A 14,668-nucleotide genomic window follows, 5' to 3' on the forward strand; every position below is an offset into this window, starting at 1 on the left:
CAGGTGTGTAAGTGCTGCGAGGCATTGAGCTAACTGATACTAATTGCCCGTGAGGCTTAACCATACAACACCCAAGGGGTTTTTCTTCTCTAAAGAGAAGAGACGGACTCTACAAACGCTTGAATGAAGTGTTGAGAATAAACTAGTTAGATAATTTCCAGATTTAGTGTTAGGTCACATCGCTCCTTGCCATCCATGGCATTGCGATATTAGTGAATCCTTTCACGTCGAATTTGCTTGGCGACCATAGCGTTATGGACCCACCTGATCCCATGTCGAACTCAGTAGTGAAACGTAATAGCGCCGATGGTAGTGTGGGGTCTCCCCATGTGAGAGTAGGACATCGCCAGGCTTCAATTTCGTTTTTATCTTTTTATAAAGGTAGAGACAACAAGTTGCATTTATGCTGAATAGACACTGCGGAGTGGTAGTTCAGTTGGTTAGAATACCGGCCTGTCACGCCGGGGGTCGCGGGTTCGAATCCCGTCCACTCCGCCATTATTGAAGAAACCTGAATCGAAAGATTCAGGTTTTTTTTCGTCTGTAGGAAATGGTAACGATAGCGTAGTAGTTCAGTTGGCTAACTTTCTATTGGAGATCTTAGCGGCCTGTCATGCCTATTATTTGATGGAAAATGGACGCGCTGATGCTTTGGTTGCAATGTTAGCGATGGCAAGTCCCGCGTCCACTTCACATTATTGAAGAAACCTGAATCGAAAGATTCGGGTTTTTTTTCGTCTGTAGGAAATGGTAACGATCGTGTAGGTTATTATCCGTCATCTCGGAAGGGAGGTACGAGCTATCCGCGATCTACTTATCACGTGTTTGAGCATTAAAGACACCAATAAAAAATCGGTTAAAACAGCAGTAAAAATAATCATTCTACAAGGTTCTGATCTCGCTCGTAACCTCACTCTATAAAATGATGGCAGAGGCGTTAAATTAAGCTCTGTGGACTATTTAGCAGGTGTTTATTATCAGCGTATTTTAAAATTTTTACTTTAAAAGTAACCAGTTAGGGAAGGTGATTTTTTTAATCACGATATACATTCTTAAAATAATAATAAAGCTAATACTGGTTAGAGTGGCAATGTTTGGATTGATTGAAAATTTGGCTTGAAGAATATAAAGGTAGCAACCAATAATGACCGGGCTGGCATAAAATTCAGTGTTATTGAACATCGTTGGTCGAGCAAGAATGACATCTCGCAGTACACCCCCAAAAATAGCGGTGATCATTCCCATAGTAACGGCAACATAGCCTGCATAATGTTCAGCAACCATATTTTTAGTCACTAGAACGGAAAACATCGCAATACCGATAGCATCGAGGACAACGATTAAACGTTCGGCTTTTAGTTGTCGTAAATGTGGGGCAAGGAAAAAGCCAAAAAAAGAAGCAAGAAGTGCGGTCCAAAAATAAGAGGGATCTCTGATCCAAAAGACTTGATCCGTTGAGAGAATAATATCTCGCACTGTTCCGCCGCCTAACGCTGTGATCCACCCTAACACCATGACACTAACGATATCTTTGCCTATATTAGCTTCACTGATGACGGCACTTAATGCAAAGGCGACGATACAGATAATTTCAATGGTGTGAATTAGCATAAATAAGCCTATAACATATTAATATTAAGGGATAAATTTTATATTTATACTAACATGTCGTGGTATTTGTACGAGAGCGTAAAAATGGTCATAGTGTTTTCAAAAATAAAAAAAGGCCGGAAATCCGACCTTTATTATAATTTTCATGTGACAATATTAGAAATATTATCGGCCGCTATGATCAAATGTTTTTACGTCTTCAGCTATACATTGAGAAGCTGCATGTGAAGTAAGAAATTCAATCGAACGTGTAAAGTCAGCAATTAATAGATTAGCAAGATCAATGGTTAGACCTTGTTTAACTAAAATACGTTGAACGATAATTTCCTTAGCATTTGCAGGCAATGTATATGCAGGCACTAACCAACCACGGGTACGTAAACGATCAGCAAGATCGTAAAGTGAGAAGGATACATTCGCATCGGCTTTTAAACGCCATGAAATTGCAGGGATCCCTTTTTCACGATTACCATCAAAGATAAATTCAAACATATTAAATTTATTAAGCTCTTTGACTAAATATTCGCACACATCGTAACTTGCATTATGAATACGTTGGTAACCTTCAAAGCCTAAACGAAGGAAGTTATAGTATTGAGATATAATTTGACCTGCAGGGCGAGAGAAGTTTAGTGCGAAGGTCGGCATGTCACCACCAAGGTAGTTAACATGGAAAATCAAACCTTCAGGTAAATCTTCTTTGCTACGCCATACGACCCAGCCCACACCTAGTGGTGCTAAACCAAATTTATGACCTGAAGTACTGATTGACTTCACACGTTCTAGACGGAAGTCCCAACGCTCAATATCAGGCGCACAGAATGGTGCCAGCATAGCGCCGCTTGCACCATCAACGTGAATGTCGATAGAGTTACCAGTATCATGTTCATAAGTATCAAGAGCATCTGATAATGGTTTTACTGTTTCGTATAAGCCTGTGAAAGTTTGACCAAATGTTGGAACAACCATAATAGTGTTAGCATCAACTAACTCTAACATATCTTCTGGGGTCATAAAGTAATGACCGTCGTCCATTTTGGTTTCACGCATTTCTACGTCCCAGTAGCGGGCAAATTTTTCCCAACAAACTTGAACTGGACCACAAACCATATTGGGTTTATCGGTTGGTTGACCAAGCGCACGACGCTCTTCACGCCAACGCCATAATGCAGCCAAACCACCTAACATACAGGCTTCACTTGAACCTGTTGTTGAAGTACCAACGGTTGTTACTGACTCAGGTGAATTCCATAAATCCGCTAACATATGGACACAACGTCCTTCAATTTCAGCAGATTGAGGGTATTCATCTTTATCGATCATGTTCTTATCAATGGAAAGATCCATTAATTTATGAACTTCATCTTCTTCCCATGTTTGGCAAAAAGTGGCTAGGTTTTGACGAGAATTACCATCAAGGTAAAGTTCGTCACGGATCATTTGATAGATTACGTTTGGTGCTTGTTCTTGCTGTGGTAGCTTGGTAGTTGCCGCAACGTGATTAATCGCTTCTGAACCAAAGATTGGATCGTTTTCTGATTGACGGTTTACTTCATGAAGAGCCATAATTTTCTTCCTACCTTAATGTTGCGTACTGCTAAATAGGTTCCAAGCCATTGCTTGAGTAACATGCTTGATCATTTGTTGACCACGGATACTATTACCAAATGGGTCTAGTCGTGGTGAAAATGCTGCGAGTGCGCCAATGTTGGGTATTACTGTTAATAAACCGCCACCAACACCACTTTTACCTGGTAGACCAACATCATAGGCCCAATCGCCAGAGGTATCGTAAAGGCCTTCCATCGCCATTTCTGCAAGAATATGGGGAATGTTTTGGGTTTGAATTAACTGCTTACCTGAACATGGATTTTTACCACCATTAGCAAGTGTTGCACCCACTGTTGCTAGTTCTACCGTATTAAATAGGGTAGAACATTGGCGAGTATAAACATCACAAGCTTCAAGAGGCTCTGAGTACATACGACCTGATGACTCTAATAACAATGCAATGGCACGGTTATGAGTATTGGTGGTTTGTTCAGACTGATTCACTTCATCAGAAAGCGTAATCGCACTGTTTGCTAGCAGAGATTGGAAATTTAAAATCTGCTGCCAACGTTGTTCTTTATCTGTTGCTTTAACTAAACTCACTGTTGCCATTGCACCCGCATTGACGAGTGGCGTTAAGGGCTTACCTTGATGTAGTTCAAGCGCAAGCACTGAATTAAATGGCATACCTGTAGGTTCAGTACCGACTTTACTGTGCAGCGCATCAGCACCTGATTGTTCAAGTACTAATCCGAGTGTCATAATTTTTGAAATTGACTCAATCGCAAATTTATAATCAGTATCTTGTAATTGGATAATTTCACCAGTAACAGAAACAAAGGCTAGGCCAGTCAGTTCTGATGGCACTGAGGCTAGAAACGGAATATATGAGGCATTTTCACCGTCCATATTTGTTTTAGCTTCATCTAGCGCTTGCTGCATAACAACAGCAAGCTTTTCATTTAGTTGTGACATTAACGCATCCTTAACTCTTATTGGTTTAATGTATGAGTTACTTTGTCTGATGGGTTGATAATACCAGGGTGAACTTTTTCAATTTCCCAAGTAAAGGGCGCAAAGTCAGTGACCGCTGGATCTTTCCAGTGAGGTTGACGGGCTTTGTAAATGAATAATGGTACAGATACGAAAATGATGGTTAATACGACTAAGAAGCCAATGTATTCTTCAGGACTACCCACAGAAATTTGACTTGGTGGAATGAAAGAGAAGATAAATGCTAATAGTGACCCAGAGAAACCGACACCTGCGATGATCCACATACCCATATCACCACCAGGGATTTTGTATGGACGAGGACGATTAGGTTGGGTGTAACGTAAGTGAATGGCTGCAGCGAACATTAATAAATACATGATGAGGTAAAGTACAACCGTTAATTGGCTCAAGATTTGGTAAGCTGCTTGAACGGAAGGTAATACCACAAACACGGTTGAAATCATGGTTACTAAGAAGGCTTGCGCCATCATGATATGGGTTGCCATACCATTTTTGTTGGTGTATTGCCAAAAACGAGGTAGATAACCACCTTTAGCGACCACAAGTAATGCAGATGAAGGACCTGCAACCCAACCAACAACCCCAGCAAGTACACCAAGTGCTAAACATGCTGCCATAATCGGTGCTGCCCAACTGATACCAGCCCAAGCAAACATATCATCGTAAGCAACTAACAAGCTTTGAGTTAAGTTGATATCTTTTTGAGGAATAATAAAAGCGATAGCTAATGTACCAAGTACAAATACACATACAGTACCAATGGCGGCAATGGCAATTGCTAATGGGTAGTTACGTGGCGCGTCATCAACTTCTTTAACGTGAATAGCGTTCATTTCCATACCAGCATAGAACAAGAAAATACTTGCGGCTAAAACAACGTTATTAAAGTTAGAGAAGTCAGGAATAACATCATGCCAAGATAGTTGAACTTGTGGTGCGTGACCTGAGAAGAATAGATAAGAAAAGCCTAGTATAATTAATATAATACCAGGGATAACCGTACCTACTAAACCACCCCATTTTGCAACTTTTGAAAAGGTGGCCGTACCACGAAGGGCTATGATAGTTGCTAGCCAATAAATACCTAGCACAATGCCAAGAACAAAGAATTTATTTTGTGATAACGCCTGATCCCATGATTGATCTGGGCCAACAAACGCAAGTGAAACTGAACCAAAAGTCAGTGCGGTTGGGAACCACACGGTAACTTCAATCCATAACATAAAAATAGCAACTAATGCTAAACGTGGGCCAAATGCTTCACCTACCCAGCGGAATACCCCACCTTTTTCAGACCAACCCGTTGCCAGTTCAGCGGCAACTAATGAAACTGGAACCAAAAAGACTACGGCGGCAAAAATATAATAAAAAATGGAACTTAAACCGTATTCAGCTTCTGCTGGAAGACCTCGCAAACTCACAACTGCAACGATATTTAACATTGCTAATGCGAATATGCTGATCCCCCCTTTTTTTGCTTTATTTGTACTAGTCATCATTAACCAACTTAATCATTAAATAGATTTCAATTTTTATTGTTAGATTTATGGATGAAAAACAGAACATTTTGTGCTGTTTTTATACATTCATTATATAAAAATAACACTGGCATATATGTATTCACACGTATAAAAAGTGTTGTTAAGGTTGCATATATATCGCTTGAGTATTTTTTATATTATGTTGTTTATTTGTGTATTTAATCGAAAATATTAAATGCTATTTGTTAAAATTGAAGCATTCCTTATTTTTGATAATATTATTACGATAAAAATTATGTAAAAATGAAATTCAATAGATTGATTTTAGGGAACAACCAGTGAAATTTTTTTTCCAGCGTAATGAAATGGATTCAGAGATTAGAATTGAATTAAAAACAGCATCGTTTTATTTATTAGTTGCGATGATTGTAGGTTGGATGGCGATCAGTTTTATTTTGCAGTCAAATGAGGCTGGCTCAGTATTTTTACCGATTTTAATTGGCTTTATGATGTTACGTTTCTTTGCTTTAGTTAAAGTACAAAAAGAAGTGTTAGTGGCAATGCGAGACAAGCGCTTAACCACTCAGGGGAGTAAATTTTCATTTACCAATCCCTTTATTTATATTATCAAGAAAAAGTTACAACCTGAGCCTGAAGCATAATTAAAAACGGCCGCGATGCTATTTGCTATTTGCTATATCAATATATAGCAGCATTGCGGCCGTTTGCGATCATTGAGTAGCAGACACTAATTAGTTATTGCTGTGAAGCTCGCTGTTTAATTCAATTGCTGTTTTATTGGTTAAACATTCAATTTGGCCTGTCATTGAGTTACGACGGAACAATAAGTCAGCTTTACCCGCAAGATCACGTGCTTTAGCGACTTCAACTGGCTTCCCTGAGGCATCCAGCATTTGTACTTTTGAGCCCGCAGTGACATATAAACCTGATTCGATAGTACAACGATCACCCAGTGGGAAACCAAGACCGGCGTTTGCACCTAAAAGGCTATTTTCACCAATTGATACTACGACTTTACCGCCACCTGATAGTGTACCCATAATTGAAGCACCACCACCGATATCAGAACCATTACCGACCATAACGCCTGCTGAAATACGACCTTCAACCATGCTGACACCCGTTGTACCAGCATTGAAGTTAATGAAGCCTTCATGCATAACAGTTGTACCTTCACCAACATGTGCGCCTAAACGAACGCGTGAAGTATCTGCAATACGAACGCCTGTTGGTACGATATAGTCTACCATTTTAGGGAATTTATCGACGCAATCAACGGTGATAGTTTCGCCGTTAAGACGTGCATCCATTTGGCGCTCAGCAAGTTCTGGTAAATCGATAGGGCCTTGGTTTGTCCACGCAATGTTGTGCAGTAAACCAAAAATACCGTCAAGTACTAGACCGTGTGGTTTTACTAAACGGTGAGAGATAAGTTGTAGTTTTAAGAAACCTTCAGCAACCGATACGGGTGAGATATCAGTTTTCAGCATAACCATAACTAGCGGCTGTGAAGACAATGTCGCTTTTGCTGCAAATTGTGCGCTTATTTCATCGTTAGCATCTTCAAATGCAGATGCAATTGCAGCACATTGTTCTGGTGTAACATCGATAGCTTGGTTACCACCGTGGTAATCAACAATTGCAGCAATGTCTTTTACTAGTTGCTCTGATGGATGTAGCGTTGGGGTTGGAAAAAACGCTTCAATAATTTTTCCATCACAGTTTTTAGTTGCAGTACCTAGGGCAAGTGAAAAGCTAGACATGATTACCTGTTCTCCATTTCAAATAAAATAATACGATGCGGTAATTAAAATAATGTAATCACCAATAACCAACGTCAGTGATTGCCTATTGAGTTAATCGATGATTTTCCGCTAATTTATCTATCATAAAGACAGTTACAAAAATAAAGAAGAGCTGAACTGATAATCAGAGCAAAATGATAGTTTATTGACGAAAAACGGACAGAATACAATTCATTTTGGTACTTATATTTGTTCATAATGACATTGAGAGCGGAACATTTGAGGGGAATATATAATAGATGAAAAAAAACCTCCATCAGGAGGCTTTCGACGACAAACTGAATAATCTAAAAATTATGCGGCGTCTTGCTGCTGCTCATCGGCAACAACTTCAGGTTTTACTGTTTTTGGTGCTGGTTTGGCTTTTTTTGCGCCTAAAGCAACCAAGACTTCTTCACGATTTTGCGCCAAGAACATTGATAGTTCTTCTTGCTTAGTTTCATCTTCGAATAAGTCACTTTCACTTAATAAAGCAAACATCTCATCTGCCATATCAAGCATTTTGTCATATGCGTCGGCTTCGGATTTAGAGGTAAAAGTCATCTTTTCTTCCCCGTTGCGCTCTACCACATATTTGACGATAACTGCCATGGTCACCCTCTCCTGAAAATTATTTACTGGACGCTTATACAGTAGTATGGTGAATGAGTCTAGTGCTAAGCGTGTGAATGTGATGACTCAAGAAAAATTTAACCAAATATATCATCGTGCTACAGAAAGAAAAGGCGGTGAATTAAATTTAGAACAACGACTAACAATTCCGTTGAATAATAAGCAATTAACCTTAATTCCAGATCATCGTTGGTTAGCTGAATTTACTCAAAAAGTGTTTCAATGTGGTATTCGATGGCAAGTAGTACGTAATAAATGGCCTGCATTTGAGGCGGCGTTTTTTGAGTTTGATATTGAAAAAATGGGCTTAATGCCAACTGAAATGTGGGAGCGAAAAGCGCAAGATGCGACCATTATTCGAGATTTAAAAAAGGTAATGACGATCCCTGAGAATGCCAATATGATCCATCGCGCGGCATTGGAATATGGATCATTCTCAGCAATGGTAGCCGATTGGCCAGAGCAGAATATCATTGGTTTGTGGTTGTATTTAAAAAAACAAGGATGTCGCTTAGGCGGTAAAACGGGCGCTTATAGTTTGCGCGGGCTTGGTAAAGATACCTTTTTGCTGACACCCGATATTGAGGCTTATTTACGCCATACTCATATTATTGATGGCGGCCGTGATACGTTAAAATCGTTACACGCAGCGCAGAATGCATTCAATGATTGGCAGCAACAATCAGGCCGATCATTAACTCAGATCAGCCAAATTATTGCATTTAGTGTGGGTGATAATCGGGTTTAATCAAACTGCCATTGTTGGCAAAAGGTCAAAAATAGTTTTAATAGTGGGCTTTGATATTTTTCTTGGTGATATAACAGCCAATATTGACGGTTCATATCAAGGGGTATCGTTAATATGGCAACGCGCTGTTCTTCAACGGCATGGGTGATTGCACGTTGAGAAATACAGGTAATACCTAAGTCGGCACTAACACAATTAATGATCGCCTCGGTAGTATTTAACTCAAATGAGGTGGTCCACTTTTCTAATTGAGGTGAAATTCGATTAAGAAAAAACTCTCGCGTACCTGAACCTATTTCTCGTAGTACCCATTCTGAATTTTCGAGATCGGATAACTGTAAGTTTTTTATTTTAGTTAATGGGTGCTGTGGATGACAAGCGATCACCATTTGATCACTTAACCACGGTTGAACAACAAGGTCGGAATGTTGGATCTTTCCTTCAACTAAACCAATATCTAATTCAAATTCTGTTAATTTATGGCAGATCTGAGCCGTATTTGAGATAAATAATGTTTGATCACGATGTTGGGTCTCAAGTCTAAAATCACGCAATAAAAAGGGGGTTACCTGATTACCTACTGTATCACTTGATCCTATCTTTAATTTACCTGTCAGTGGACCCGCTTGATCAAATAAATTTTCAATCGCATTTGAACGAGCTAAAAGTTCATCCGCAAGAGGTAACAATCGTTTACCTTGTTCATTGATTATTAAGCGATTATTGTTGCGATCAAACAGTTTGTGATCAAGTTGTTTTTCAAGTTCAGAGAGCGCCATGCTAACAGCAGGTTTGGATAAAAATAATTTTCCAGCCGCAGCGGTAATTGTTTTTTCTTGTGCCACGGTCACAAAAACGTTGAGTTGTTTTAACGCTATATTCATCATTACCTCATTAAAAGACGCAAGGCGAATCTGGTCACCTTGTTGTTAAGATAATTTTAACACTGTTTTAAATATATTCAATTATTATAAACGAAGGTAAACATGTATACTGTAGTCAACAAAACAATAATTCGCTATTGCTATCCTCTAAGCGGAGAAAAATATGATTACAGCAACAAAAAGAAAATTAGCCAGCGCACCGACACCGATGGCGGGGTTAGCGTTAGGTATTGGCAGTATTTTATGGTGTTGGGAGAGTGGTGCTCAACTTCACGGTTACGGACAGATAACAGGCGCAGTTATTGCAGCATTGATGCTACTCATTTTAATCGCTAAATTTTTAGTGCATCCAAAGTTGTTATGGAATGATTTATCACATCACGTTGTTGGCAGTGTAGTACCGACATTTGCAATGGCATTAATGGTGGTATCTAAAGCGATTAGTGTTTACGGCTCAATCACTGTTGGTGTGTATGTTTGGTTATTTGCGGTTGGATTGCATGTTATTTTTTTAGCTTTATTCTTATTTCATCGTGGCCGTGATTTTCATTTACATCACATGGTGCCAAGTTGGTTTGTACCGCCAATTGGTATTATTGTTGCAGACGTTTCATTTCCAGGTATTGCTGCGTTACATCCATTAGCTTATGCATTACAAATGTTCGGTATGATGGCTTATGCCGTGATGTTACCGATGATGATTTATCGATTTATGTTCCGTGATGAAGTGCCTGATGGCGCTAAACCAACCATTGCGATTATGGCAGCGCCTGCAAGTCTGTCTTTGGCGGGTTATCTAACCATTACCGCTACACCGTCGCCAGTGATAGTCGCTTTACTTGGAGGTATTGCCGTATTAATGACAGCGGTTATCTATTTAGCTTTTTTCCGTTTATTACGCTTAGATTTTAGTCCCGGTTATGCCGCATTTACTTTCCCAATGGCAATTGGTGCAACCGCTTTATTTAAAACAGTCGCTTGGATGCAGAGCTATGGCTTTGATGCGCATTATGTCGCTCAAGTTCATGGTTTAGCGACAATTGAATTATATGTAGCGAGTATCATTATTGGTTATGTATCCATTCGATATTTAGCTTTTTATCGTCCTGTGAGTCGATTATTTCAACGCAATGAAATCTGTCCACACAACATTTGATAGCAATGGTGCAGTAATTTCACGAATGTGTTGTTGTACCTATAAATGTTGAGTGTGTTGCCCAGTCAATTTGGCTGGGCTTTTTTATGGGCGTTTATGTTACTTCTGGGCATAAATTGTGATGCTTTGGGGTGTTTTTAAACTGTATTTATTTACAGTATCTCAGTGATGGTAGACAATTTGATTATCTATTTTTCTGCTGTGGAATATCTGCGTGTTCACTGTCTATCATTCAAATCAGCTTGATCTGCTTAAATCATTATTAGTTGAGTTGATCCGCTTACAGCCATTAGCGAATCCGTTTGAAAAAGAGCAAATTCTGGTACAAAGCCCAGGTATGTCACAATGGCTAAAAATGGAATTGGCGACCTCATTTGGGGTCGCGGCCAATATAGAATTTCCATTACCTGCGACTTTTATTTGGAAAATGTTTACTCAAGTCTTGGCGGATGTGCCCGAGCGAAGTGCATTTAATAAAGAGGCGATGACATGGAAATTAATGCAGGTATTGCCACAACAGTTTGATCAACCTGAATTTGAACCATTACAACGTTATTTAGATAACGACAGTGATTCTCTCAAGTGTTACCAACTGTCTGAAAAAATAGCCGATATTTTTGACCAATATTTAGTGTATCGCCCCGAATGGATCCAGCAATGGGAAGCGGGCGAAACCGTTGCAGAGCTTAATGATGAGCATCCGTGGCAGCCGATCTTATGGCAAGCGCTTTACGATCAAACCTTAGCGTTAGAACAATCACCGTATCATCGTGCTAATTTGTACGATCACTTTATTGAAACGCTGAACAATTATTCCGGTAATGAAGGGAAGGCGGCGTTACTGGCGGCGGGGTTACCGCAACGATTGTTTGTGTTTGGTATTTCTTCATTACCCCCTCGCTATTTAGATGCGTTAGCCGCGATTGGTGAACATATTGATGTTCATTTAATGTTTACTAACCCTTGTAAATATTACTGGGGTGATATTCGCGATCGTAAACATCTGGCACGTTTAGCGGCGAGACAGCGAGTACAGCTACAAAATATCGCCACGACGGATGATGTTGATGCGTTATTGTCAGTGCTTAAAGACAGCGATCAAAATAATTATGACGATGACATGCACAATGACGTTGTTGGTAATAGCTTATTAGCATCGATGGGGAAACTCGGACGAGATAATATTTATCTGTTATCGGCAATGGAAGTTAACGAAGTCGATGCCGGCTTTGTTGATATTGAAGCGGATACGCTATTGCATGCCATTCAAGCAGATATTTTACATCTTCAAGATCGTCAAGACGATACTCAACTCGATTCCAGTGAACACAAATTTCCGATTGCTGCTGATGATCATTCGGTCACCATTCACGCTTGTCATAGCCCAATGCGTGAAGTGGAAGTGCTGCATGATAAATTGCTAGCGATGTTTGAAGCGGATTCTAAGCTAAAACCGCGTGATGTGATTGTAATGGTGGCTGACATTAATGCTTACAGTGCTGCAATTCAATCAGTATTTGGTAATGCGCCGGGTAATCGTTATATTCCATTCTCTATTTCTGACCGTACAGCTGAGCAAGAAAACCCGATTTTATTGGCATTTTTGCGCTTACTCACCTTGCCTGAAAGTCGCTGTCATGCCTCTGAGTTATTGGAGTTGCTAGAAGTACCCGCGGTGATGGAAAAGTTTGGTTTTGATAGCATTAGCTTTGAAAAAATCAAACAATGGATTGAAGAAGCGGGTATTCGATGGGGACTTGATCAACATACCGCCAGTCAGTTTGATTTACCCGAACAACTGCAAAATACATGGTTGTTTGGTATTCACCGAATGCTGCTGGGTTATGCAATGCCGCATGATACCGGTTTATTTGTTGGGATCTCTGCTTATGATCAAGTACAAGGATTAGATGCTGAATTAGCAGGACAATTAGCAGGATTTATCGATAGCTTAATTGAATATCGCAGTGCTTTGGCACAATCACAAACCGTTAATCAATGGGCTGAGTTATTACATCAGTTACTGGATGATTTCTTTGTGGTTGAGTTGGAAGGCGAGTTAATTTTAAAATCGATTCGCGATAACTTGCAGCGGTTGCACCAACAATTACAAGATGCGGGTTATCAAGGGCAAATCACGCCAGCGGTACTGACACAATACTTGCAAGATAAGCTCTCTGGTGAGCGTGTTAGCCAGCGTTTCTTAGCCGGACAAGTCAACTTTTGTACCTTGATGCCGATGCGTTCTATTCCTTTTAATGTGGTGTGTTTATTGGGAATGAACGATGGTGCTTATCCGCGTAACATCGCCCCTGAAGGGTTTGATCTTATGAATGGTCGTACCAAAGCGGGGGATCGTTCCCGTCGAGATGATGACCGTTATTTATTTTTAGAAGCGTTGTTATCCGCTCAACAAACATTATATATCAGCTATGTTGGCCGTTCGATTCAAGATAACGCTCAAAAAGTGCCATCAGTGTTAGTCAGTGAGCTGGTGGAGTATTGTCAACAAGGCTATTGCTGCGCGGGCGATCAACCGTTAGCGGTAGATGTCTCTGCAAACAATATCAAACAACAGTTAATTCAACATCACCCGTTAGTGCCATTTAGCCCCAGTGCGTTTATTGGCGATCACGCCAGTTTTGCGATTGAATGGTTACCTGCGGCTAACCGTGATGGGCAGGCAAGTGCGCCATTTCAGCTTAATGCATTAATGGCTGAACCGATGGCAGATGATCACAGCATGGTTTTAGAACTGGCTGAATTACAGCGTTTTTGGCGTTTACCGGTGCGTTACTTTTTTAACCGTCGTCTCAAAGTGTATTTTGAAGCGCCAATGGGGCTATTAGAAGACGATGAGCCGTTTGTTCTTAACGGGTTGGAAAGCTATTTAATTCGCGATCAATTGCTGGAATTATTATTAGATGCCAAGCTGAAAAATGCGGATCCTGATGTAATTTATAACCAGTTTGCAGCAGAGCAGCGTGCCGCAGGTAATTTACCTGTCGCGGCATTTGGTGAGCTTGATTTAGCGGCTAGTCGCCAAGCGGTGGCGAATTTAACCGATGTGATTGAGCCATTAATTCATGCACCATTAGCGGATCAAGAAGTGGCGATCACCGTGATGATTAAGGGGCATAACGTCTCTTTACAAGGCTGGCTCAAGCAGCGTTATCAGTCTGGTCTTTTACGTTACCGTACTGGAAAAATTCGCCCTCAAGATTTTTTAACGGCTTGGCTTGATCATTTATGTTTGGCTATATCGGTGCCTGAAACCCAACAAGTTACCCATATTATTGGTACTGATAAGCAGTTTGAATTACAAACGATTGAACCACAGCAAGCACTGGCTTATTTACAGCAATTGATTGAACTGTATTACCAAGGTTTAAATCAACCTTTAGCGTATTTCCCTAAAACTGCGATGGCAGCCATACAAGCCCATATCGGCCGTGATGGTAGCTGGAAGAGTGATGAAGAAACCGAACAAAAAGCCCTGACAAAAATGGCAGAATGTTTTAACGATGGTTACTTGTTTGCTGGGGAAGGCAGTGATGATTACATTCAGCGAGTATGGCCGCAATGGAATGACGATGTGGCACAAGATGCGAATCAATTAGCAGCATTGGTGCTACAAGCGGTAGTGGTGAATAGTAAAGAAATTAAGCCAGAATAACGCGGTAGTGAAGTAGTGTGGCCGCCAGCAAATCATTGTTAGTTGTAGGGTGTTCGCTGTGCGGCCACAGGTCCAGAGGTGACCAAGTTTCTGGCGCTGATACTAA

11 protein-coding genes, 1 tRNA gene and 1 rRNA gene are annotated in these 14,668 nt (G+C 40.4%); 6 read left to right on the forward strand and 7 right to left on the reverse strand.

Going from position 1 to position 14,668, the window contains the following annotated elements; all coding sequences use genetic code 11:
- The first annotated feature begins 236 nt into the window (after positions 1-236).
- Positions 237-352 (forward strand): 5S ribosomal RNA (rrf, locus tag CIK00_RS15615).
- 69 nt (positions 353-421) lie between these two features.
- Positions 422-498, forward strand: a tRNA-Asp gene (locus tag CIK00_RS15620).
- A 498-nt stretch (positions 499-996) separates the two neighbouring features.
- Here CIK00_RS15620 and CIK00_RS15625 read toward each other — a convergent pair.
- From CIK00_RS15625 to gadC, 4 genes are all read right to left on the reverse strand, one after another.
- Positions 997-1,611, reverse strand: a complete 615-nt coding sequence (locus CIK00_RS15625; RefSeq protein ID WP_101769601.1) for a trimeric intracellular cation channel family protein — start codon at positions 1,609-1,611, stop codon at positions 997-999.
- Positions 1,612-1,776: 165 nt separating this feature from the next.
- The gene (locus tag CIK00_RS15630; RefSeq protein WP_101769602.1) at positions 1,777-3,177 is read right to left on the reverse strand and encodes a glutamate decarboxylase; all 1,401 of its coding nucleotides are present in this window, start codon (positions 3,175-3,177) and stop codon (positions 1,777-1,779) included.
- 15 nt (positions 3,178-3,192) lie between these two features.
- A complete protein-coding gene (glsA, locus tag CIK00_RS15635; protein ID WP_101769603.1) occupies positions 3,193-4,137 on the reverse strand; it encodes a glutaminase A in 945 nt (314 codons plus the stop codon).
- A 17-nt stretch (positions 4,138-4,154) separates the two neighbouring features.
- Entirely contained in the window at positions 4,155-5,675 is a 1,521-nt protein-coding gene (gene gadC / locus CIK00_RS15640; protein WP_101769656.1) for a putative glutamine/gamma-aminobutyrate antiporter GadC, read from the reverse strand.
- Positions 5,676-5,998: 323 nt separating this feature from the next.
- Between gadC and CIK00_RS15645 the strand changes: the two genes are divergently transcribed.
- Positions 5,999-6,322: a hypothetical protein gene (locus CIK00_RS15645; protein WP_227990483.1), complete on the forward strand. Its 324-nt coding sequence runs from the start codon at positions 5,999-6,001 to the stop codon at positions 6,320-6,322.
- A gap of 90 nt (positions 6,323-6,412) precedes the next feature.
- On the opposite strand, the gene dapD is transcribed toward CIK00_RS15645, so the two are convergent.
- Positions 6,413-7,444: a 2,3,4,5-tetrahydropyridine-2,6-dicarboxylate N-succinyltransferase gene (dapD, locus tag CIK00_RS15650; protein WP_101769604.1), complete on the reverse strand. Its 1,032-nt coding sequence runs from the start codon at positions 7,442-7,444 to the stop codon at positions 6,413-6,415.
- Between the two features lie 336 nt (positions 7,445-7,780).
- On the reverse strand, positions 7,781-8,077 hold the full coding sequence (locus CIK00_RS15655; protein WP_101769605.1) for a YebG family protein: 297 nt from the start codon (positions 8,075-8,077) through the stop codon (positions 7,781-7,783).
- Positions 8,078-8,159: 82 nt separating this feature from the next.
- On the opposite strand from CIK00_RS15655, the gene CIK00_RS15660 reads away from it, so the two are divergent.
- Positions 8,160-8,846, forward strand: coding sequence for a DNA-3-methyladenine glycosylase I (locus CIK00_RS15660; RefSeq protein WP_101769658.1), 687 nt, complete (start codon positions 8,160-8,162; stop codon positions 8,844-8,846).
- Here the strand turns inward: CIK00_RS15660 and CIK00_RS15665 are convergent.
- Entirely contained in the window at positions 8,843-9,730 is an 888-nt protein-coding gene (locus tag CIK00_RS15665) for a LysR substrate-binding domain-containing protein (RefSeq protein WP_101769606.1), read from the reverse strand. The two genes, CIK00_RS15660 and CIK00_RS15665, sit on opposite strands and share 4 nt — an antisense overlap.
- A 163-nt stretch (positions 9,731-9,893) precedes the next feature.
- Between CIK00_RS15665 and CIK00_RS15670 the strand changes: the two genes are divergently transcribed.
- Positions 9,894-10,886 carry a TDT family transporter gene (locus tag CIK00_RS15670; protein ID WP_101769607.1) on the forward strand — a complete coding sequence of 331 codons (993 nt, stop codon included), beginning with the start codon at positions 9,894-9,896 and terminating at the stop codon, positions 10,884-10,886.
- A gap of 214 nt (positions 10,887-11,100) precedes the next feature.
- Positions 11,101-14,562 carry an exodeoxyribonuclease V subunit gamma gene (gene recC / locus CIK00_RS15675; RefSeq protein WP_101769608.1) on the forward strand — a complete coding sequence of 1,154 codons (3,462 nt, stop codon included), beginning with the start codon at positions 11,101-11,103 and terminating at the stop codon, positions 14,560-14,562.
- The last annotated feature ends 106 nt before the right edge of the window (positions 14,563-14,668 follow it).

The sequence above is a fragment of the Photobacterium carnosum genome (assembly GCF_002849605.1).
In the GTDB taxonomy this organism is placed as follows: Bacteria; Pseudomonadota; Gammaproteobacteria; order Enterobacterales; family Vibrionaceae; genus Photobacterium; species Photobacterium carnosum.